This window comes from Nostoc sp. DedQUE08, assembly GCF_034530895.1.
Classification (GTDB): domain Bacteria; phylum Cyanobacteriota; class Cyanobacteriia; order Cyanobacteriales; family Nostocaceae; genus Nostoc.
This window is the reverse complement of record NZ_JAVRCD010000002.1, coordinates 78,149-98,275: the sequence shown is the minus strand read 5'-3', so window position 1 is coordinate 98,275 and position 20,127 is coordinate 78,149. Positions and strand designations below refer to the sequence as shown.

General features: G+C 41.5%; 19 protein-coding genes and 1 pseudogene. 11 read left to right on the top strand and 9 right to left on the bottom strand.

Annotated features, from left to right (window positions below):
* The first annotated feature begins 51 nt into the window (after positions 1–51).
* A complete protein-coding gene (locus tag RMY64_RS01720) occupies positions 52–591 on the top strand; it encodes a late competence development ComFB family protein (RefSeq protein ID WP_190909652.1) in 540 nt (179 codons plus the stop codon).
* A 90-nt stretch (positions 592–681) separates the two neighbouring features.
* On the opposite strand, the gene RMY64_RS01715 is transcribed toward RMY64_RS01720, so the two are convergent.
* Entirely contained in the window at positions 682–1,284 is a 603-nt protein-coding gene (locus RMY64_RS01715) for a L,D-transpeptidase (protein WP_322686919.1), read from the bottom strand.
* 1,226 nt (positions 1,285–2,510) lie between these two features.
* On the opposite strand from RMY64_RS01715, the gene RMY64_RS01710 reads away from it, so the two are divergent.
* Positions 2,511–3,167 (top strand): sigma-70 family RNA polymerase sigma factor, encoded by a 657-nt coding sequence (locus RMY64_RS01710; RefSeq protein WP_094352725.1) that lies wholly within the window; start codon positions 2,511–2,513, stop codon positions 3,165–3,167.
* 166 nt (positions 3,168–3,333) lie between these two features.
* A complete protein-coding gene (locus tag RMY64_RS01705) occupies positions 3,334–3,948 on the top strand; it encodes an anti-sigma factor family protein (protein WP_322686816.1) in 615 nt (204 codons plus the stop codon).
* 9 nt (positions 3,949–3,957) lie between these two features.
* Here the strand turns inward: RMY64_RS01705 and RMY64_RS01700 are convergent, their stop codons facing one another.
* The gene (locus RMY64_RS01700; protein WP_322699131.1) at positions 3,958–4,413 is read right to left on the bottom strand and encodes a gamma-glutamylcyclotransferase family protein; all 456 of its coding nucleotides are present in this window, start codon (positions 4,411–4,413) and stop codon (positions 3,958–3,960) included.
* Between the two features lie 264 nt (positions 4,414–4,677).
* Here RMY64_RS01700 and RMY64_RS01695 point away from each other — a divergent pair, with 264 nt between their 5' ends.
* The 5 genes from RMY64_RS01695 to RMY64_RS01675 all read left to right on the top strand — a co-directional run bounded on the left by RMY64_RS01695 (position 4,678) and on the right by RMY64_RS01675 (position 10,914).
* A complete protein-coding gene (locus RMY64_RS01695) occupies positions 4,678–4,854 on the top strand; it encodes a hypothetical protein (RefSeq protein ID WP_322699130.1) in 177 nt (58 codons plus the stop codon).
* Between the two features lie 192 nt (positions 4,855–5,046).
* Positions 5,047–7,692: a leucine--tRNA ligase gene (gene leuS / locus RMY64_RS01690; protein ID WP_322699129.1), complete on the top strand. Its 2,646-nt coding sequence runs from the start codon at positions 5,047–5,049 to the stop codon at positions 7,690–7,692.
* A gap of 183 nt (positions 7,693–7,875) precedes the next feature.
* Positions 7,876–8,202: a DUF433 domain-containing protein gene (locus RMY64_RS01685; RefSeq protein WP_322686809.1), complete on the top strand. Its 327-nt coding sequence runs from the start codon at positions 7,876–7,878 to the stop codon at positions 8,200–8,202.
* Between the two features lie 3 nt (positions 8,203–8,205).
* Positions 8,206–8,547 carry a DUF5615 family PIN-like protein gene (locus RMY64_RS01680; RefSeq protein ID WP_322688092.1) on the top strand — a complete coding sequence of 114 codons (342 nt, stop codon included), beginning with the start codon at positions 8,206–8,208 and terminating at the stop codon, positions 8,545–8,547.
* A 1,212-nt stretch (positions 8,548–9,759) separates the two neighbouring features.
* Entirely contained in the window at positions 9,760–10,914 is a 1,155-nt protein-coding gene (locus RMY64_RS01675) for an alanine--glyoxylate aminotransferase family protein (RefSeq protein WP_322671398.1), read from the top strand.
* A gap of 311 nt (positions 10,915–11,225) precedes the next feature.
* Here the strand turns inward: RMY64_RS01675 and RMY64_RS01670 are convergent, their stop codons facing one another.
* The 6 genes from RMY64_RS01670 to RMY64_RS01645 form a co-directional block, all read right to left on the bottom strand.
* Complete coding sequence (locus tag RMY64_RS01670) at positions 11,226–11,453, bottom strand: DUF2949 domain-containing protein (RefSeq protein ID WP_292736094.1); 228 nt, start codon at positions 11,451–11,453, stop codon at positions 11,226–11,228.
* A gap of 509 nt (positions 11,454–11,962) precedes the next feature.
* Positions 11,963–12,469 (bottom strand): DUF192 domain-containing protein, encoded by a 507-nt coding sequence (locus tag RMY64_RS01665; protein WP_322686806.1) that lies wholly within the window; start codon positions 12,467–12,469, stop codon positions 11,963–11,965.
* A gap of 151 nt (positions 12,470–12,620) precedes the next feature.
* A complete protein-coding gene (gene nblR / locus RMY64_RS01660) occupies positions 12,621–13,307 on the bottom strand; it encodes a response regulator transcription factor NblR (RefSeq protein WP_099103317.1) in 687 nt (228 codons plus the stop codon).
* 338 nt (positions 13,308–13,645) lie between these two features.
* Positions 13,646–14,563: an NAD(+) kinase gene (locus RMY64_RS01655; protein ID WP_322663367.1), complete on the bottom strand. Its 918-nt coding sequence runs from the start codon at positions 14,561–14,563 to the stop codon at positions 13,646–13,648.
* A 129-nt stretch (positions 14,564–14,692) separates the two neighbouring features.
* Positions 14,693–15,691: an SDR family oxidoreductase gene (locus tag RMY64_RS01650; RefSeq protein ID WP_322672493.1), complete on the bottom strand. Its 999-nt coding sequence runs from the start codon at positions 15,689–15,691 to the stop codon at positions 14,693–14,695.
* A 250-nt stretch (positions 15,692–15,941) separates the two neighbouring features.
* Positions 15,942–16,046 (bottom strand): PetM family cytochrome b6-f complex subunit 7, encoded by a 105-nt coding sequence (locus RMY64_RS01645; protein WP_094344256.1) that lies wholly within the window; start codon positions 16,044–16,046, stop codon positions 15,942–15,944.
* 205 nt (positions 16,047–16,251) lie between these two features.
* Here RMY64_RS01645 and pdxA point away from each other — a divergent pair, with 205 nt between their 5' ends.
* Positions 16,252–17,385 (top strand): 4-hydroxythreonine-4-phosphate dehydrogenase PdxA, encoded by a 1,134-nt coding sequence (pdxA, locus tag RMY64_RS01640; RefSeq protein ID WP_322699128.1) that lies wholly within the window; start codon positions 16,252–16,254, stop codon positions 17,383–17,385.
* A 193-nt stretch (positions 17,386–17,578) separates the two neighbouring features.
* Here the strand turns inward: pdxA and RMY64_RS01635 are convergent, their stop codons facing one another.
* A complete protein-coding gene (locus RMY64_RS01635) occupies positions 17,579–18,286 on the bottom strand; it encodes a response regulator transcription factor (RefSeq protein WP_322672491.1) in 708 nt (235 codons plus the stop codon).
* Positions 18,287–18,322: 36 nt separating this feature from the next.
* Between RMY64_RS01635 and RMY64_RS01630 the strand changes: the two genes are divergently transcribed.
* Together RMY64_RS01630 and RMY64_RS01625 are read left to right on the top strand one after the other, a co-directional pair.
* The gene (locus RMY64_RS01630) at positions 18,323–18,460 is read left to right on the top strand and encodes a hypothetical protein (protein WP_322672490.1); all 138 of its coding nucleotides are present in this window, start codon (positions 18,323–18,325) and stop codon (positions 18,458–18,460) included.
* A gap of 1,082 nt (positions 18,461–19,542) precedes the next feature.
* Positions 19,543–19,989, top strand: a pseudogene (locus RMY64_RS01625) (rhodanese-like domain-containing protein); the annotation flags it as partial.
* Positions 19,990–20,127: the final 138 nt, after the last annotated feature.

The following is a 20,127-nucleotide window of genomic DNA, read 5'->3' as shown; positions in this document are numbered from 1 at the left end:
GATTGATACCGTCCCTACCAAGCTTTGCCAACATAAATGATGATAAGCGTTATGAGTATCGAAAAAATTGTAGAACAAGCTCTCCAGGATGGTTATTTGACACCAGCTATGGAAGCAGAAGTCGGTAGAATCTGTGATAACGCCTCGGAACTCTCAATTGAAGAGTATATGGCGTTAGATCGCCTAATGGGTGCGTTATTGACTGGTGAGGTAGTGGCGGTACCTCGCAAACAATTCATTAACGTTATGGAAGAATTGGTGCTGACAGAAGCGATCGCCCGAGTTGCAGAAATTGAAGCCACCAGCGAAAGTTCTTTAGATGTCGGGGATATTGCCGCTTACGCTCTCAATCGGCTACCACCTTTGTATGCTACTACAGAAGAGGGTGCTAACTTCCAGCGCCAAACGGCTCAGGCACAACTGCAAGACTTAATTTCTCAACAAATAAGCGAGGCGATTAACCGTTACCTCGATCGACCCAATTTCTTCCCAGAACGGCAAGCATTGGGTAAAAATACTGGCAATGAGGTTGTACGCCAAGTTAGTGCTTTACTCCAAACATACGCGCCTAACTTTGAGCAAAAATTATAATTTTAAGAGTCATTAGTCATTAGTCATTAGTCATTGGTCATTTGTTTTAGACAAAGGACAAAGGACAAAGGACTAATGACTCTTAACTAATTAATCACGTACTAACACTTTTGTCCCTATACTCACTTGCTCATATAACAATCGGACATCAGAATTTCGCATTCTTAAGCAGCCGTGGGATACAGCCGTTCCTACCAGGTCAACATCCGGCGTGCCATGAAAGCCAATTTCATTCCGTCCATCTGACCAAAAACCAATCCATCTATCTCCCAAGGGACTATCCGTACCAGCCTCAAATACTTTGCCAGTAATCGGGTGACGCCAGATTGGATAATGTCGCATGTGGATCACCTGGAAAGAACCTGTGGGCGTTTCCCAACCTTTCTTGCCGACAGCAATGGGATAGCTGGCGATCACCTCTTCTCCTGCATATACATAAGTGCGGCGATCGCTTAAATCAACCACCACTTGCGTCTTGACATTTGCCAGCCTACTAGATGGTACTTGTTGGGCTGAAGCCTGAGACCACAGACCTTTTGGCCAACTATCTGCAACTGGATTTTGTCTTTCTACTGGCGCTACCAGTTGCGGCTGAGTTGGTAAGTCGCTTGCTTTAGCTACATTATTCTTAATAATTTGGGGTTTAGTTTGAGGCTTAATGGTAGCAGGCTTGAGTTTAGAAGCCCTACGAATAGTTGCTTTCGCTAGATTCTTCTTAATTATTTGCGACTTAATGGTAGAAGACTTGAGTGTAGAAGCTTTACGAGTAGTTGTTTTAGCTAGATTCTTCTTAATTATTTTTGATTTAGTTTTAGGTTTAATAGCAGAGGACTTTGGTGTAAACGTCCTCTGGGCAGTCGAGCCTTGGGTAACTTCATCAGGTGGCACAGATCCACCCAGCGCAATTTCCCCCAAACTCACTTGGGAAAGATTCTTGTAGACTCCTTCAGTCCGGCTTCCCTTAAGATTGGTTCGGGTAGAATCTCGCCGCATCGAAGTAGATGCAGACTTCTCATACTGCCGTTCCGCCGTACTAATGCGCCAATGGACAGCTAAGGATAAAAATGCTGTGCCAAAACAAAGCAGCATTACCATACGCCCTACAGATTCGTTTCTTACCATTGCCATCGCCTATTGTTTATCCCTGACATATCCAGCCGAGCAATTGGATGAGTTCATCATCCGGTCATCAAAAATTTATCAATACTTATCATTTCCGCTATAAATCTGCCAACACCTCTGGGCAAACTAAGACTATGCAAATTTTCCCAGCGGCAAAACTTCAAGTGAGCAACCTCATTCCTCCAAAGTTTTGAGGGTCGTAAGCCTCTCCTCAGACTTTTTAGTGGAACTCTTGAAATGTAGCAATCAATCATTAATGGTGTAGGTGGATGAAAAACCATGTTTGAAAAACTATTGCTAGCGGTAACAATTACATTTTCCCTCAATTTATTTTTTCAAGTTCGCGTACCAGAGCAACATAACTCTAGTACTGCTTTCGGTCCACAATCAGAACAATCAGCAACTATTCTGGTAACGAAATCAAAAAATTAAATCACCATCTTAGCAACCACAGCAACCTAACTTCCAGAAATTATTACCCGAATTTTAAAGGTATCAAGAAGTTAGAATTACAAAATTTTATCTTCATTTTTATAGCTAAATTTAATTATCTCGAGCAAGCGTATATACCCAGTTGCTAAAAGTATTAAAATGTGCATTAGATCGCGCCTTTGTTCGTTGATAGGTCTTAGGCAACTATGGGAGCAGTATAAGGAAAAGTGGCTCTGCTTATTGCTACAAATATATCCAAAATTGTCTACTTCAGTGTTCCAGTCATAAATCCGTCACCTGAGCATGGAACTTCTGTACCATTAGCAGGTCTAATAGATAGGGATGATTTAGAGCCAGTACGATCTATGAGTCAATCGATTACTGTATCCTGGTCAACGGTTGATGCAAAGTATCCAGAAGCATCAGTGCAAGTTGACAAACTCCCTAACCACGATTTAATTTTGCGCTGTCAAGCCGGACTGCGACCAGATCGTGCTGCTTTTGCGGAACTATTACGCCGCTATCAAAGTCAAGTCGATCGAGTTCTATACCACTTAGCTCCAGATTGGCCTGACAGAGCCGATTTGGCTCAAGAAGTTTGGATTCGAGTGTATCGGAACATTAACCGATTACAAGAGCCTGCTAAATTTCGCGGTTGGTTAAGCCGCATTGCCACGAACTTGTTTTACGACGAGTTACGTAAACGCAAGCGGGTGATGAGTCCTTTGTCACTGGATGCTCCCCGTTCCTTAGAGGACGGCGAGATGGATTGGGAAATCGCTGGTGATACCCCAGGCCCTGAAGAAGAACTGACAACGAGAGAATTTTACGAGCAATTGCGGGAAGCGATCGCGGATTTACCAGAAGTTTTTCGTACTACCATTGTCCTCAGAGAAATCGAAGGCATGGCTTATGAAGAAATTGCCGAAATCACTGGAGTTTCTCTAGGAACTGTGAAGTCCAGAATAGCCAGAGCTAGATCGAGGCTGCAAGCCCACTTGCAGAATTATCTAGACTCCTAATTTTCTTAATTTACAGTATCTTGCTTCTGCCATTGGGCAGAATTTAAGCATAGATTAAAAATTACTAGAAAGACGTAGATTGTTTCTGCCTAAAGGTAGAAAATTGGCTAATTCTCCCAAAATTCCCGCCCAGTTTACCCGTGTATGAATTGGTAATAATGTTAAGATGACGACTGATTCTCAGTTTTACGACCGTTCTCCTTTGCAACTTCCTCAAGATTTGTCAGATGGAATGGCCAAGCATACCAATGAATCAACGGGTCTTATGGATATGGTGAAGCGCGATCGCTTCGAGTTATTGAGTGCTTACCTCGATGGTGAAGTCACAGCCACCGAACGCAGGCAAGTAGAAGAATGGCTGGCAAATGATGCCTCAGTTAAATGTTTGTATGCCCGACTGTTAAAACTGCGCCAAGGTTTGCGGACGCTCCCAGTGCCAGCAGCCCAACAGTCGCCAGAAGAAACAGTTGGGCAAGTATTGACACGTTTGCGCCGCCGCTCCCGTTTAAACTGGATAGCGGCAGGTGCAGCTGTTGCTGCTTGTGCGATCGGTGCAATATCTGGCTTAGTAGGTGGTGGTTCGATGGTGCCGCAACTGGCGCAACAACCACAAAGAGAACCGATACAAACGTCCTCAGCGTCTATAGTTCCCCCTTCCCCGCTGATGGTGGGACTAAATAACCCGGTAATTGAAATTCCGAAAGCAGCAGTAGCCTCTCCAGAAAATTCAATTTATCAGGTTCAGCCGCAACGACACGATCCCAAACAGGACATAAACTAATCGCAAAGTTTACAGTTCAAAACTGTACTCTAGGGTTAAACCACAGCCGCTCCACCAGCCGCTAGGTTGGAGTAAACCTCCTAATTGCTCAACTTGTTCTAGAGTCATTAAATAAACCCAAGCCCAACTATAAGAGAGCGACTGTGGCTCATAAACCTCGATAATTTGTCGATTATAGAGGTTTTCTGGTGTTTGTCTATTGGGCTGGTAATCTTCCAGCACATCTAGCTCATTTAAAATCTTAGGGTTGGAAAAAGAGAGTAAATATCCGTAAACTTGGCTATTCCCTAGCGTCATCGCTGGGTAGCCCATTGGCAGAGCAAATAATTTGCCTTGTACAATGGCTGTTTTGACATCAACTACTTTGCCAGCACAGTATCTTTTATAGTTAGCTTCACCTGGCTTAAGCGTGCCGTAGACAAAAACCCGTACTAAATCAATAAATTTTAGATTTGATTCAACCATCGCCTATTTTAACCATCTAACTTGACAGCAATCAAAACCTATGATGTTGAATACCTCTAGATATCAGTTCTAGAGGTATTTTTGTTTACTCAGATTAAAAGTTAAACAATTAAATACTACTCTTGCCCTTTATTCCTACTAACTTCTCTTGAATAGCTTCTCTACAAAATTCAGGAGGGTTATCTTGTTGCTGCACTTCCTCTATCATTGTCTTAGTCATGCGTATATTCATATTTTGACTCTGCCAATAAGAACAGAGTATACGTGTCCAAATTACATTTGGCTGTAGATGCCTTAGTCGTTGCTCTGATAGCTCTAACCCTACATCATCAAGACAACATAGGTATTATCGGTCTTTCTGTGCCTATGTTAATTAGCGATCGCCTGAAAATTTCCTTGTTTTCCCTGAATTCACTTCTTGGCAACCTTGTCAATGCGTAAGTCCTATATATACCTAAACTTGTTGAACTTTAGGGATATAAGATAGATAGAAATAGGGGGTAGAAAGAAATAGTAAATTGATTTTGTAAATTAAATTAGAAAATTACTAGACAGATAATTCCCTCAATATAGTGGTTCAGATGTACTAGTAAGCAAATGCTAGAAAATTAGTAGAAATAAAGTGTAACAGGCATGAAACCATTGGAAATACGTGATTCTGTAGATTCCCGATATAACCCAGCAGCAATTGAGGAAAAATGGCAAAAAACATGGGTAGAATTTGGCTTAGATAAGACACCGACAGTTAGCAACAAGCCAAAATTCTATGCTCTTTCCATGTTCCCTTATCCATCGGGCAGCCTACACATGGGTCACGTCCGTAATTATACGATTACCGATGTGATTGCCCGCCTTAAACGAATGCAAGGGTATCGGGTAATACACCCAATGGGTTGGGATGCTTTTGGCTTGCCAGCAGAAAATGCCGCCATTGACCGTGGCGTACCGCCAGCAAAATGGACTTATCAGAATATGGCTCAGATGCGGCAACAATTGCAGCGTCTCGGTTTATCTATTGATTGGGAATGCGAACTCGCTACCTGTTCGCCAGATTATTACAAGTGGACGCAATGGATTTTTTTGCAGTTTTTGCAAGCAGGTTTAGCTTATCAAAAAGAAGCGGCTGTAAACTGGGATCCCATTGACCAAACTGTACTGGCAAACGAACAAGTTGATAACGAAGGACGTTCTTGGCGCAGTGGGGCAATAGTTGAGCGCAAATTATTACGCCAGTGGTTTTTCAAGATTACCGACTACGCCGAAGAATTACTCAATGACTTGCATCAATTGACAGGTTGGCCGGAACGCGTCAAGTCGATGCAGGCAAACTGGATTGGCAAATCTACAGGCGCTTACTTAGAATTCCCTATCATTGGGATAGATGAAAAAATTGGAGTGTACACCACACGCCCAGATACAGTTTATGGTGTTAGCTATCTAGTGTTAGCACCAGAACATCCTTTAACAAAGCGCGTCACTACAAAAGAACAACAAGCAGCGGTAGAAGCCTTTATTAAAGAGGTTTCTAATCAAAGTGAGTTGGAACGTACTGCTGAAGACAAACCTAAGCGGGGTATACCCACAGGTGGTAAGGCAATTAACCCATTTTCAGGGGAAGAAGTGCCGATTTGGATTGCTGATTATGTACTGTATGAGTATGGTACTGGAGCAGTGATGGGTGTACCGGCACACGATGTCCGGGATTTTAAGTTTGCCAAAAATTATGATTTGCCAGTTGATTTTGTCATAGCTTCCCCAGATGATGTTGCAGGTTTTGACTTAACTCCAACATCAGAGAATGATGAAGTCACTCAACTCATCCAAATTGAATATAACCAGGCATACACTGAACCAGGAATTTTAATTAATTCTGGGGCTTTTACTGGTATGACTTCCACAGAGGCTAAACAAGCAATAATTGAATACGCCGAACAACAAGGTTTTGGTAAAGTACGGGTGCAATATCGCTTGCGGGATTGGTTGATTTCACGGCAACGTTACTGGGGCGCACCGATACCTGTAATTCACTGTCCCAACTGTGGGATAGTACCAGTTCCCGATCGAGATTTGCCAGTACAGTTACCGGAAGAGGTGGAATTTACTGGACGTGGTGGTTCACCTTTGACTCAGTTAGAGAGTTGGGTAAATGTACCTTGTCCAACTTGTGGCACTCCAGCAAAGCGGGAAACTGACACGATGGATACTTTTATTGATTCCTCGTGGTATTACTTGCGCTTCCCTGACGCTAAGAATGAACAACAAGTTTTCGATTCTAGTAAAATAAACGACTGGATGCCAGTTGACCAGTATGTGGGTGGGATTGAACACGCAATTTTACATTTGTTGTATTCGCGGTTCTTTACTAAGGTACTACGGGACAGAGGCTTGTTAAACTTTGATGAACCCTTCCAACGCCTCTTAACTCAAGGTATGGTACAGGGTTTAACTTATCTAAATCCTAATAAGGGTGGGAAAGATAAATGGATTCCTTCTAATCTGGTAAATTCAGCCGACCCCCGTGACCCCCAAACAGGCGAACCACTGCAACGCCTCTACGCTACCATGTCTAAATCAAAGGGCAACGGTGTAGCGCCAGAAGATGTAATTTCCAAATACGGTGTAGACACAGCGCGGATGTTCATCTTGTTCAAAGCGCCGCCAGAAAAAGACTTGGAATGGGATGAAGCCGATGTGGAAGGACAATTCCGGTTTTTAAATCGGGTTTGGCGTTTGGTAACAGATTATATTGCGGCTGGGGTATCCCATAAAAAACCCCAATCTGATTTAACTAAGGTAGAAAAGGAATTGCGGCGGGCGATTCACACGGCGATTCAAGCAGTGACAGAAGACGTGGAAGACGAATATCAATTCAATACCGCTATTTCAGAATTGATGAAGTTGAGTAATGCCTTAACTGATGCTGACGGCAAAAATTCACCAATTTACGCAGAAGGTATTCACACTTTGGTGGTTTTACTAGCACCATTTGCACCACATATTGCTGATGAATTGTGGCATTTATTGGGTGAAAGTGATTCAGTTCATACTCAAACTTGGCCATCATTTGACCCAGCTGCTTTAATAGCTGATGAAATCACTTTAGTGATTCAAGTTATGGGTAAAACTCGCGGCTCGATTCAAGTACCAGCACAAGCAGATAAAGGAGCGTTGGAAAAATATGCTCGTGAATCAGAAATTGCCCAGCGTTACATCGAAGGTAAAGAGATTAAAAAGGTAATTGTGGTGCCTGGAAAGTTAGTGAATTTTGTAGTTAGCTAAGTACAGTTTTGCATAAAATCGTGGCAAATTGAGAGTTGAAATTTAAACGTAGATGCGCTTCTCTACGAGACGCTACGCGAACGCCTTACCATAGGGAATTCGCTACGAATTAATGAAATCTTGTACTTAGCAATTGATAAAATTGTAAATTTAGCCTGACAAAACATCAGAGGATTTACATCCGTGACACTCAAAGAGTTAGAACAACAACTTCTTGCCCTCAGTCCTGATGAAAAATTGCAGGCTATACAGTTACTTGCTCAAAGTCTCGGCAACAATTGGCAAGGAATTGAAAAAACTCCTAGAGTTTGTGGTGGAGAGGCTCGCATCGCTAAAACTCGTATTCCTGTTTGGGTACTTGTGGAAGCTCGCGGTCTTGGATATAGTGATGCTGACCTTTTGACGAGCTATCCAACTATTACAGCTACAGATTTAGCTAATGCTTGGGTATATGCAGAAGCTCATCCCGATGAAATCGAATTGGCAATTGAGCGTAATGAGGTAGCCTAATCAATGGCACGGTTTTACGCAGATGAGCAGTTTCCCTTTCCAGTTGTGGAATTATTACGCGATTTGGGGCATGATGTTTCGACAGTTCAAGAAGCAGAAAATGCAGACCAAGGTATACCTGATGAGGAAGTGCTAGCATTTGCCATAAGTCAAGAACGCTCAATATTAACTATCAACAGAGTTGATTTTATCCGTTTGCATCGTCGTGATTCTAACCACTTCGGTATTTTTGTTTGCACGAATAATCGTAATTGGCAACAATTTGCAGCACGGATAGATGAGGCTGTGGCAAAAGAAGAACCTTTGCAAGGAAAACTAATTCGTGTGGTACGTCCAGTAACTTAACAAGGTTTTGATGGTACGCACAAATGCTTGAGTTATCAAGTATATGTTGCAACAATTTTTATAACAGTAGGTTCCTTCTCTGGTATATGTGTATTTAAAAACATCTATCCGATTGTCCAGAGAGTTGGACTGTTTTATTTATACACAAAAAAGCGCTTGAGAATTTTGCTTACTCAAGCGCTTTTCCGTAAAAGCTTATACCAACTCACTCGTTTGATGCAACATTTGAAATCTGCAACACTCCCTACTGAGAGAGTATTACGGGGATAACTTGTGACAAACATGTGGTGAAATGGTATCACTCCTTGCACTAACTAAGAATATCTCTTTTGTAAGAATACCGGGGATCTAGTGAGTGACACTTTATGAACTGAACACTAGTTAAAAACGACTCACCGTGAATAGTAACTAAGGAGACTAAGCACGATTGTAGCAATTTTGTAAGTATAGTATAAAAACTTATAGTTTATTACTACCCGCCGCCGACATTGCTTACTACTAAGTGCAGTATCAAAAAGTGCAGCAATTAGTAGCATAGATATCTCAACTTCTGCATCAAATTAGTCGCTATCAAATAACCTAGAAAAGGCTTGGATATTGGTATCAAAGCGATTTTGACTCAAATAAATCATAAACGAAGGTATTGTTTAGAGAATGGCAACCCAAGAACAAATCTTTGACCCAAATAGATTGAAAAGTTTGGGTTGGGTATCTTTTATCTCTTAGCAAACGGTAACATCCAAGTCTTCTGTATAGTGTAGGGAGTTACTTCTTTCATGGAAGCAAAACACAACTCTTTCAGCGATAATTACCGCGATATTCAAAACGATTTCGTGTTTTTCTATAAAAACAACTGAGGTGGATTATGGGTAGATTTTAAGAATTTATCGTACCTGTGCCTCATCTAGATAGATGTTTCATCCTTAGCTAAAATAGCCGTTCGCCTACGAGCAGACACCTTAACCTGGCGTCTAGGTGTGTGGTAAGATTGCCTGGAACAGAGGTTTTATCTGAGTTGGAGTCTGGTATAAATTGCAAAGGTCAAGCTGACCGATCGTTAACTCCCACAATACTTTTCCTATAAATTTGGAAAATATACAACAATGCTGGTGACAGTCTGAGTGGAATTTGTAGATGAATATCTAGGATTTGCTATCAGACTTAACCGACTTTCCACAATTTTGACTTTTATTTGACTTTTAGGATAGAAACATGAACGATAAGCTGATGCTGATGATTCCAGGCCCTACACCGGTGCCAGAAGCTGCCTTACTGGCATTAGCCAAGCATCCGATTGGGCATCGTACTAGTGAATTTAGCAACATATTGGCAGAGGTGACAGAAAACCTCAAGTGGCTGCACCAAACTCAAAGTGATGTGCTGACGCTGAATGTCAGTGGTACGGGTGCTGTAGAAGCGGGAATAATCAATTTTCTCTCTCCAGGCGATCGCATTTTAGTTGGTTCTAATGGTAAATTTGGCGAACGCTGGGTAGAAGTCGGTCAAGCCTACGGTTTGAATGTAGAAGAAGTTAAGGTGGAATGGGGAAAACCCTTAGACCCCGCAGTATTTGCCGAAAAACTCCAAGCAGATACCCAAAAGCAAATCAAAGCTGTAATTATTACCCACAGTGAAACCTCGACGGGTGTGTTGAATGACTTAGAAACCATCAACCGCCACGTTAAAGAACACGGTGAAGCTTTAATTATCGTTGATGCCGTTACTAGCTTGGGTGCATTCAATCTACCCGTAGATGCTTGGGGCTTGGATATCGTCGCTTCTGGTTCCCAAAAAGGTTATATGATTCCGCCGGGATTGGGTTTTGTTTCTGTCAGTGCCAAAGCTTGGGAAGCTTACAAAACTGCGAAGCTACCAAAATATTATTTGGATTTAGGCAAATATCGCAAAGCCACAGCCAAAAATACAACTCCATTTACTCCGCCTGTGAACTTGATCGTAGCGTTACACACCACGTTGCGAATCATGAAAGAGGAAGGCTTGGAATCAATATTTGCTCGACACGAACGGCTGAAAAATGCTACTCGCGCTGCCATAAAAGGGTTAAATTTACCTTTGCTTGCAGCAGATAATTCTGCTAGTCCGGCGATTACAGCTGTAGCACCACAAGGAATTGAACCCGATAAAATTCGGTCATTGATGAAAAAACGCTTTGATATTGCCCTAGCTGGTGGTCAAGATCATTTGAGCAATAAAATTTTCCGTATTGGTCACTTGGGTTTTGTGAGCGATCGCGATATCCTTAGCTGTATTGCATCCTTAGAAGTTACCCTCACAGAACTTGGCTACGAAGATTTCACCCCTGGTTCTGGCATAGCAGCAGCAGTTAAAGTGTTTAGTCAGTCCTGAGTAATAAATCAAAAGAGCGAGTTAAATTATCAACTCGCTCTTTTGATTTGTATATAGAGTAGAAACCTTTGCATAAGGTAGAGTTGATGTCACATACCTCAATCCTTTTAAATAACACCAAGTTGCCCTAGATAGTATTATTTGCTTTGAAGAAAGTCGTACTGTATCTTTGACACCAAACAAGACTAACTTTGGCAACTTAGTATCATCCAAAATTGGCATAAATAGTATTGTTTGAGATTTTGCTAATATGCATTTGGTAGAAACTTTTAAGTCAAAGTCTAAAAACTACAAGCCAAAATTGCTATAACCTACGCCGTCTCTAGCCAATCATAAATTTGTTCTAATTGCTCTAGAGTAACTAACCCATATTGCCAAAGAATCATTGCCAAAGGACCTGGGTCTTGCTCCCGATGCCGAAGTGCCACCGCTAGTGATGCTGTGGAAATTGCCAAATCTTCTTGCAAAAAATGAATCAGCCGAGAATATTTTGATGGTGACATTTGTATCTCACCTCCTTGTGCAGAATGTATTGTCATATATCAGTTCACCATTACTCGGTAGACAGTAGCTAGTATTTCATCTGTGACTGTGCCGTTTTCGGCCATACACCCCAGCACAGTTTTTGTTAATCCGCCTTCAACAGAGGCTTCCTATAGATGGTCTGAGAAATAAAATTCTCATACAAATCATTCGTTAGCTTATTAAGCAGTATTTTTACTTAATTAAATTGGCTTCATCTTATTTACCTTTGTGTTTTATTTAATTACACAGGTAGTAATAAAGATTCCATAGCCTATACTCTCTTATTGGCGACTATTTACACTTACGCCCAAGGGAATATTTTTGAGACTAAACCTGAAAACTGCGATTTCCGGTTTGAGACAGTAGAATTTTACATTATTACCACAGTTTTTAAATAGTAGCGTTACAAGTGCTATTTGACCACATACAGTGACATTTTTTACAAAAAAAACATATATTTCGACCGTATAGGCTCTCAACCGAGTAATTACCCAAGTTTTTATCTCCGCAAAGCACTAAAGTTTCAAAACTCAATTTTGAGAATATCGCCCACTTTCAACTTCAATTCGGCAGCTCTTCCAGAACGAAGTTCAATCACCTTATCGATTGGTGTATTGGGGCCATAGGTAGGACAAGGCTCACTTGTACAAGGAGGCGCAGCAGCCTGAATATATTTAACTACACCTTTATGTAGAAATACCATGTCCAGGGGTACAGGTACATTCTTCATCCAGAAACTGACTGGTTGTGCTGAAGGGAATCCAAACAGCATCCCCCGGTCATCTGGTAAAGCTGGTCGATACATCAACCCCATCGCTTGCTGTTGTGGCGTCTGCGCTACCTCTAATTGAATCGTTGTACCATTCGGCACAATGGCTTTAGCGGAAATTGGTAGTTTTTGACCTAAACTCTCTGGTGCTGGAGTTTTAGAATCAGAGGTGGGGCTAGGAGATTTAGCAGTTGTTGGCACAGAACAACCCATCAGAAAAATACTCAGCACTATCGAGAGCAAACTTAGCCGACGAGTCATATAGCTTTTCGATTTTGTTATTTAGACTTCAATTTTACAGTGTTGTAGGCAGAAAAACCCCTTGGCTGGAAGGCACTAGCACCCAAATTTACATTCCCAATCCGAAACTGGGAATGAGGCAAGGAGATAGGCAAACTCCCGCTATAGTATACTAGGATTCTCTTAAAACGTACCCTACGCCTCGCACTGTTTGAATCAGGCGCTTTTGACCTTCATCTTCGATTTTTAACCGCAAGTAACGGATGTACACTTCAATTACATTTGACTCACCCAGAAAGTCGTAACCCCAAACATTTTCTAGAATTTGTTCGCGGGTTAATACCTCACGGGGATGTTCCATTAAGAATTTTAATAGTTCAAATTCCTTCATTGTCAGGTCAATTGGTCGCCCGTTGTGTATGGCACGGCGAGTTGCTATGTCTAAAATTAAATCCCCAAAGCGTAATTGCTCTGTGGTATCTACATCGGGTTTCAAGTAGAGGCGAATCAATTTCAAAAAGTCTTCTGAGCGGTAAGGTTTGAGGATATAATCATCCGCTCCAGCTTCTAGACAAGCTACACGATCGTCAACTGTATCCCTTGCCATTAAAATCAATACAGGCGATCGCATACCAGTGCTTCTCATATTTTTGCACAGTGAGAGTCCTGATTCTCCTGCTAGCATCCGGTCTAAAACAATTAAAGCAGGTTGGCGATCGCGACAGTGTTGTAAACCACTCGTTGCGTCATGAGCCAAAATTGATTCATAACCGGCCTCTTGCAAATCGCAAGAAAGCTGATTTGCAAGGCTCTCATCGGTTTCAATCACCAAAACACAAGGACTTTGAGCAACTGTCATAACAATTTGGGATATTGGATTTGGGATTGTAAAGATATTCCAAAGAAAATTTTTACATCAGTTATAAAGTGCAATTACGAGCTTTTAGTGATGTAGCAATCCTGATTTGACGCGATGTTAAGGATGTTTTAGCACGTTCAGGTGTCAGCTATCGAATTCTCGGATGCAATCTTAATAACTAACTCCAAATTCCATATCCATACCAGTAATTCTGGAAGGAAATCAGCTTTCTTGGGCATGGGGCATAGTAGCAGAGGAGAAGTTACACTAAGTTTTTCCCCTCTGCCCCTCTGCTTCTTGTGCCCAATGCCCAATGCCCAATGCCCAACGCTCAATAACTACGGCAATTCTACCGAAGTTGGTTTAGCGATATGTGGCAAACCCCAACCTAATTTTTCTCGCAGAATTCGGAAAAACTCAGGCGGTTGCAGGCGAATAAATCGGGCACTATATTGCGATCGCTCCATATATACTCGATCTTCTGGTAAGATATAGCACCCCCCATTGCCATCTACCACCATCACTAGCCGAGGAATATTGACTGGGTAGATATTGACCGATTCAGTATCTGGAAAGACCAATGCTCTAGAAGCTAGGGAATGAGGACAAATGGGTACTAATTGTAAAACAGGTACGCCAGGAGTCACCACTGGGCCACCAGCACTCAATGAGTAAGCTGTAGAACCAGTAGGCGTGGAAACAATCACACCATCTGCGGCAATGTCTACTGGCGCATGACGCCCTATGGCAATTTCAAAATGGCACATAGAGGTCAAAGGTTCTCGGTGTAGCACCATTTCATTCAGGCATAGGGCTTCCCATAGCACTGAATCATCCCGAAACACTTTGACATTGAGCATTGCTCGTTCTTCAATTTCATACTCACCTGCCATTGCCTGTTCTAGTGCTTGAGGCAATTGATTCAGGAAAGTTTCCGTCAAAAATCCCATGTGGCCGGTATTCACTGTTAACAGTGGAATACCACAAGGGGCTACTTGACGAGACGCTGCCAGAACAGTGCCGTCTCCCCCTAATACCACTGCAAACTCCATATCTGAATCAAAACCAGGGGGTGTCAGACCGTCAATGGGAGTGTGGCACACAGGACTCTCTGGATTAGGGTAGCCCAATATCCCACCGATACTCGATGTGATACATACATTCCAACCGGCTGCGGTTAGCTTGTCTTTCAACTCAATAGCGACACGGCCCGCTATCGGTTTAACGTCATTGTAGATAATGCCTGCTTTCGGCACACTCAAATATCCAAGTTTAGGCGATGCTCTGTATTATGTAATCGTTACACATTTTGGTCATGTAGTCATTAATCTAGAGTCAAAGATCCAGAGTCTAGGGTTTTACGACTAATGTCTGTTTCGTAATGACTATTGACTATTAGCTTTTGAAGACTGTTTAAAAGGAGTTTTTTTAGGTTTTTGCTTTTTATTTTTATTTTTCTGGTAGTCTACTTCTTTGAGTTTCTTCATTATTCGGCTGAAGTACTCTTGGAGATAACTTTCTAGGGTTGTGGTTTGTTGCGGATCTAAACCAAACACTGTGTATACTTCATCCATTGAAGCATTTAACTGTTTACCACTAGCCAATACTTCTGTAAAGGCTAGCCTGTCTGCTACGTTCCATCCCCACTGAAAGAATCGCATTATGCCCCGTACAGCACGCAGTAAGTTTATTGGCATCCGCGTTACTCTGGCATCTTTTCCAGATAAGCGTTCGCACAGGTTGATAATTTCTTCTGCACTCCATGCACGAGTACCGACTACAGGAAAAGCTTGGTTTTCTGTTTCTGGTACACTCAATGCTCGGATTGCAAACTTAGCAATGTCCTGAGTGTCCATATAGGCGATGGGAGAAGAATTACCTGTTACCCAAACTGGCTGTCCTTCCAAAATAGGAATCCCATACTGCCCGATTAACCCTTGCATAAACCCAGCTAGCCGCAAGATGGTATAGTTCAACCCTGACTCAGCCAAGAATAGTTCTGTACACCGCTTAATTTCCATTAGCGGCACTTCTGGGTATTTATCAGCATCTAAAATTGAAAAGAAGATAAAACGCTCGACACCCGCGGCTTTTGCTGCTTGAATCAATGCTACTTTGCCTTCCCAGTCCACTTGTTTGATACTTAGTGAATCTGTAGGGCGAGAGGTTGAGGCATCAATAACTTGGGTTACACCAACTAAAGCTTCCGCTAGAGTATCGGGGTAACGTAAATTTCCAGGGACGAGTTCTGCTCCCCATTCTTTAAGGAAAGCTGCTTTTTTACTGCTGCGGACAAGACAGCGTACTTTATATCCCTCATCGATAGCACGACGAGCCACTTGTCTTCCTAAGGTGCCAGTGGCACCGACGATTAATAAAGTCATCAGGGTTGTAATAAATTTTAATGTTTTATGAAAAGAATGTTATCAGAATAACCTATGCAAACAAAAGTTTACATCTTTTCTCAGAAAATCAATTTATTTGGATGGACTCATGAAAAAATAGCTGTCCGATTAACGGACAAGCTTTTTTCTCATTTCGATGAAAAAGGGAGTAGGGAGTAGGGAATGGGGAGAATAATAACTCTTGTACAGACGCGATTAATCGCGTCTGTACTTCTAAGTCAGCACTCAATTATTCTTCTGTGCCTTGAATTTTCAGTAACAACGCGCCTAAGCCCCAGCCTACGAAGATTAAACCGAAAGACAATAGAGCTGCATTCAAAATTTCGCCGCCCATTAGTGTGATTCTCCTTATGCAAATTGGTGTGTAAACTAGGTCTACCAGAAGCTTTTCAACAGTTGCTAGGATTAGACCTGTGTAAACAATTTTAAACTAGTTTAGCAGCTAATCCTTACTGGCTTGGGGGGTAATCCCCATTCTTGGTAGAAGGGAAGATGGGTAAATTGGAACATTCTGATGATAATAATTATGAAGAATTTTTATGTATCAAAATAATCAAGGTGATTTAATAAATTTTGTGAAAAAGAATCGTCCGCGTTTGGCGCTGACGCTCGGAGATCCGGCGGGAATTGGGCCGGAAGTGATTTTGAAAGCTTTAGCCGATCCAGAAATTCGTCAAAAATATGACGTTACAGTAGTGGGTAACGGAGATTTGCTGGCACAGATTTATTACAAACTGAATTTAACTGAGAATTTAGTAGCTTTGGCAAATCCAGATGACTTGTCAGTTAGCGATGTGCAGTTGGATGGAAAAATTAAAGATCGAATTATTTCAGGAATAGGTAATGCAGCCAGTGGTGCGGCTAGTTTTGCGTATATGGAATATGCGATCGCTCAAACACTGGCTGGTAAATTTGATGGTATTGTCACAGGGCCGATCGCTAAATCTGCTTGGAAGGCCGCAGGATATAATTATCCAGGGCAAACAGAACTTTTAGCACAAAAATCAAGTGTTGACCGTTTTGGGATGTTATTTGTAGCGCGATCGCCTCATACTGGTTGGACACTCCGCGCTTTACTAGCCACCACACATATTCCCCTACGTCAAGTAGCCGATGTGTTGACACCGCAGTTATTGACACAAAAACTGGATTTGCTGGTGGAGTGTTTAGAGAAAGATTTTGGTATATATAGAGGGAGAATTGCGATCGCAGGTTTGAATCCCCACAGTGGCGAACAGGGACAAATTGGACATGAAGAACAAGATTGGTTAATTCCCTGGTTGGAGCAAGAGCGTCAAAATCGACCGCAATTGCAGTTAGATGGGCCGATACCGCCAGATACGATGTGGGTTAAACCTGGTCAAGCTTGGTATGGAAATTCTTTAGTACAAAATCCTGCTGATGGCTACTTAGCACTTTACCACGACCAAGGCTTAATTCCGGTGAAGCTGATGGCATTCGATCGGGCAGTTAATACTTCTATTGGTCTTCCTTTCGTTCGCACTTCACCCGATCATGGAACAGCGTTTGATATTGCGGGTAGGGGAATTGCTGATGCTACGAGTATGAAAGCAGCAATACATTTAGCCGCTGAGTTAGTTAGTCAAAGATTGGCTAAGAAAAATATAGCACAAGCCTTCGTGGTTAGGACATTAACAGATGATAAAACTTAGACACAACAAGACTTTTCACCCAATCCCCAGTCACCAGTCCCCAGTCCCTTGCTATAATAAATAATTTTTAAGTGCAGCTTTGCTTAAAATCTTCAAGACACGACCAAATCAGTTCTGAATATGGTTCAGTTAAGCATTTCTTTTTTATTTCGGTGTTATTTGCACTTTTGTGGTAGCCATAAAAACTAGTATTCTAGTCGGGTGCTTCAAACTTATAACCATAGCCTCGCACAGTTTTAATAAATTCCGGTATGCTGGGGTCGACTTCCATCTTTTTGCGAAGTTGACCAATATGTACATCAACTACCCGGCCATCTCCTACATAGTCGCAACCCCAGATTTTTTGGATTAGCTGTGGACGACTCCAAGCTTGATTAGGATGACTTGCCAAAAAATGTAAGATATTAAATTCTAGTGCTGTTAAGGGAAGAGTTTTATCGTTAAGTGTTACCTCGCGACCCTCTGGATTAATTACTAGCTGCTTGAAAACGATACGTTGTGTTGGGGAGGGATTAATGTAGCGTATCCGCCTCAAAAGAGCTTCTACTCTAACTTCAACTTCTGCAAGACTAAATGGTTTAGTCATGAAATCATCAGCACCTGCGCTTAAGATTTTAATTTTATCAGCCTCATCAGTCCTACTAGTTAGTATCAGCACTAAAACATTAGTACGACTCTGCATTTCTTGGCAAAGGCTATAACCAGTAACATCCGGCAAATTCCAATCCAGAATTACTAAAGCTGGGTTGAATTGCTCAAACAATGATAAAGCAGTCCTACCATCTGCTGCCGACTCTATTTGATATTTCCGACTTAAAAAACGATAGACAAGATTTCGCACGCCAAAGTCGTCATCAACGATCAGAATTTTGGGAGTAGTAGTAGCAGTAACCATAACCATAATGCTATCTATTTGTAGATTGGGCGATTTGCTGTTGTGCCAGCTTTACGTGTTTCTGTTGAGTACCACCGCTACTGTAGTACTTGTGTACATTTAATTTTCCATGAAGCCGATCGCAACCTCAGCCACGATAGTGCCAATAAAATTTATAATTATGGCATGATTTTTGCATAATTTTGAATTTGTATTGTATAATATTAAATTTTTACGTTTGGAATAAGTGTAATTAAAAACCATCTCCGTAACCGCAAATAGTCAAAAGACACATCCAGAAGCGACGGTAATTGCTACAAATTTAAAAGAGTAACGCACTCCCTGGTTAATTAGGTCTCTACAAAGGCTGAGAAACTAACTTATCAGCCAATCTAGATTCTCAACTCCTACTTACTCGACTGTACTATAACCAACAGGTATGTTCTCTTGAAGAAGGTCTACGAAAATCTACCCTGGTGCATTTACATGTAGCTGCCCTCTTAAGCATATACTATACTACAAGTTTCAGCCTGAGCTATGACAAAAAGACTGAAAGCATCACCAAAAGGTATATAGGGCGTCAAAACCAGCTTTAACAGACAAAAGCAATAGCAACAAGAATTGCTCTAGCAATATTATGATGTCAATAACTTGCTAGGAGCTTGTTTCAATAGTACTGCTGACAGCAGAATTAAGAAGTAAAAACCCTTTGTATTTGGGTAAGTATCTAGGCAGAAATAAATTTAAAGTTTGTAGTAAGGACTTTAGTCCTAATAATCCTTGCTCTGAGCAATAAAATGCTCACTACAAACTAGGAATTTATTTTATATTTAATTATGTCTGCCTACTTAACAGATTTAACTTATGTACCTCACAAACTTCTAATCTGCTGTATATAACTCTACAAGTTTGGCAGGAAATGAGGAGAGATGATTATTAGCGATCGCTGTTATTAAAAAGGTATCAATTACTATTTTATTGTTAATTTTTTTATTTAAAACTAATATTTTATCGATTGATGAGGAATTCAGTAAAATCTCAAATATCTAAATAACTAAAATATCAAAAAAAGATAAACTTTAAATATATTAAATTAAATTTAAAGAAAATATTGTCTATTCATACTCTCAAAGGGCATTATTTACAATTGATTAATTGGTTGATTTTCGGAAAAATACTCGTCTATCTGAGGAGAGAGTTTGAAAATATTCATACCAGAGAAAGATCAATTGAATATCTTCAGTTCGCTAAATTACTATTAACATCGTCAGCAAGGAAAAATTATGGTTAATAACTTAGTCGGCGGCATCATTCCTCCACAACCACCAATAGAAGCACAAACTGAAGCTCATATCCTAAAGAGTCGTCTGGAATGGGGCGAACCAGCTTTTACAATCCTGGATGTGCGCGATCGCGCTACCTTCAACGAAGGTCACATCATGGGGGCAATGCCAATGCCAGCAGATGAATTGGTAGAGCGTGCAGTAGCTTCTTTAGATAAGAGCCGTGACATTTACCTTTACGGTGATAATGAACAAGACACTGCCCAAGCCGCACAACAACTGCGTTCTAATGGATTTGAGCATGTCTCCCAACTCAAAGGTGGTCTTGGCGCATGGAAGGCGATCGGCGGCCCAACAGAAGGTATTGTTGAATCAAAAACTGCCGCAGGTGCAGATGAGTACAATGTTGTAGATCGGCTAAAAAACCACGAAGAAAATCTGCAAAAGGGCGGTACTAGCGTCACGGATTCCATTAAACAGGGAGCAAGTAACCTTAAGGAAGGCATTCAAGAAGGAGCAAGTAACCTTAAGGAAGGCATTCAAGAGCAAGCAAGTAACCTCAAGGAAGGCGCTCAAGAGCAAGCA

Excerpts from the sequence above, each read along its gene's own strand:
- leuS (WP_322699129.1), top strand. The coding sequence starts at position 5,047 with ATGAAACCATTGGAAATACGTGATTCTGTAGATTCCCGATATAACCCA.
- RMY64_RS01710 (WP_094352725.1), top strand. The coding sequence starts at position 2,511 with ATGAGTCAATCGATTACTGTATCCTGGTCAACGGTTGATGCAAAGTAT.
- pdxA (WP_322699128.1), top strand. The coding sequence starts at position 16,252 with ATGTATCAAAATAATCAAGGTGATTTAATAAATTTTGTGAAAAAGAAT.
- RMY64_RS01720 (WP_190909652.1), top strand. The coding sequence starts at position 52 with ATGAGTATCGAAAAAATTGTAGAACAAGCTCTCCAGGATGGTTATTTG.
- RMY64_RS01645 (WP_094344256.1), bottom strand. The coding sequence starts at position 16,046 with ATGGGCGGCGAAATTTTGAATGCAGCTCTATTGTCTTTCGGTTTAATC.
- RMY64_RS01670 (WP_292736094.1), bottom strand. The coding sequence starts at position 11,453 with ATGACAATACATTCTGCACAAGGAGGTGAGATACAAATGTCACCATCA.
- RMY64_RS01665 (WP_322686806.1), bottom strand. The coding sequence starts at position 12,469 with ATGACTCGTCGGCTAAGTTTGCTCTCGATAGTGCTGAGTATTTTTCTG.
- nblR (WP_099103317.1), bottom strand. The coding sequence starts at position 13,307 with ATGACAGTTGCTCAAAGTCCTTGTGTTTTGGTGATTGAAACCGATGAG.
- RMY64_RS01700 (WP_322699131.1), bottom strand. The coding sequence starts at position 4,413 with ATGGTTGAATCAAATCTAAAATTTATTGATTTAGTACGGGTTTTTGTC.
- RMY64_RS01680 (WP_322688092.1), top strand. The coding sequence starts at position 8,206 with ATGGCACGGTTTTACGCAGATGAGCAGTTTCCCTTTCCAGTTGTGGAA.
- RMY64_RS01650 (WP_322672493.1), bottom strand. The coding sequence starts at position 15,691 with ATGACTTTATTAATCGTCGGTGCCACTGGCACCTTAGGAAGACAAGTG.
- RMY64_RS01705 (WP_322686816.1), top strand. The coding sequence starts at position 3,334 with ATGACGACTGATTCTCAGTTTTACGACCGTTCTCCTTTGCAACTTCCT.
- RMY64_RS01635 (WP_322672491.1), bottom strand. The coding sequence starts at position 18,286 with ATGGTTATGGTTACTGCTACTACTACTCCCAAAATTCTGATCGTTGAT.
- RMY64_RS01675 (WP_322671398.1), top strand. The coding sequence starts at position 9,760 with ATGAACGATAAGCTGATGCTGATGATTCCAGGCCCTACACCGGTGCCA.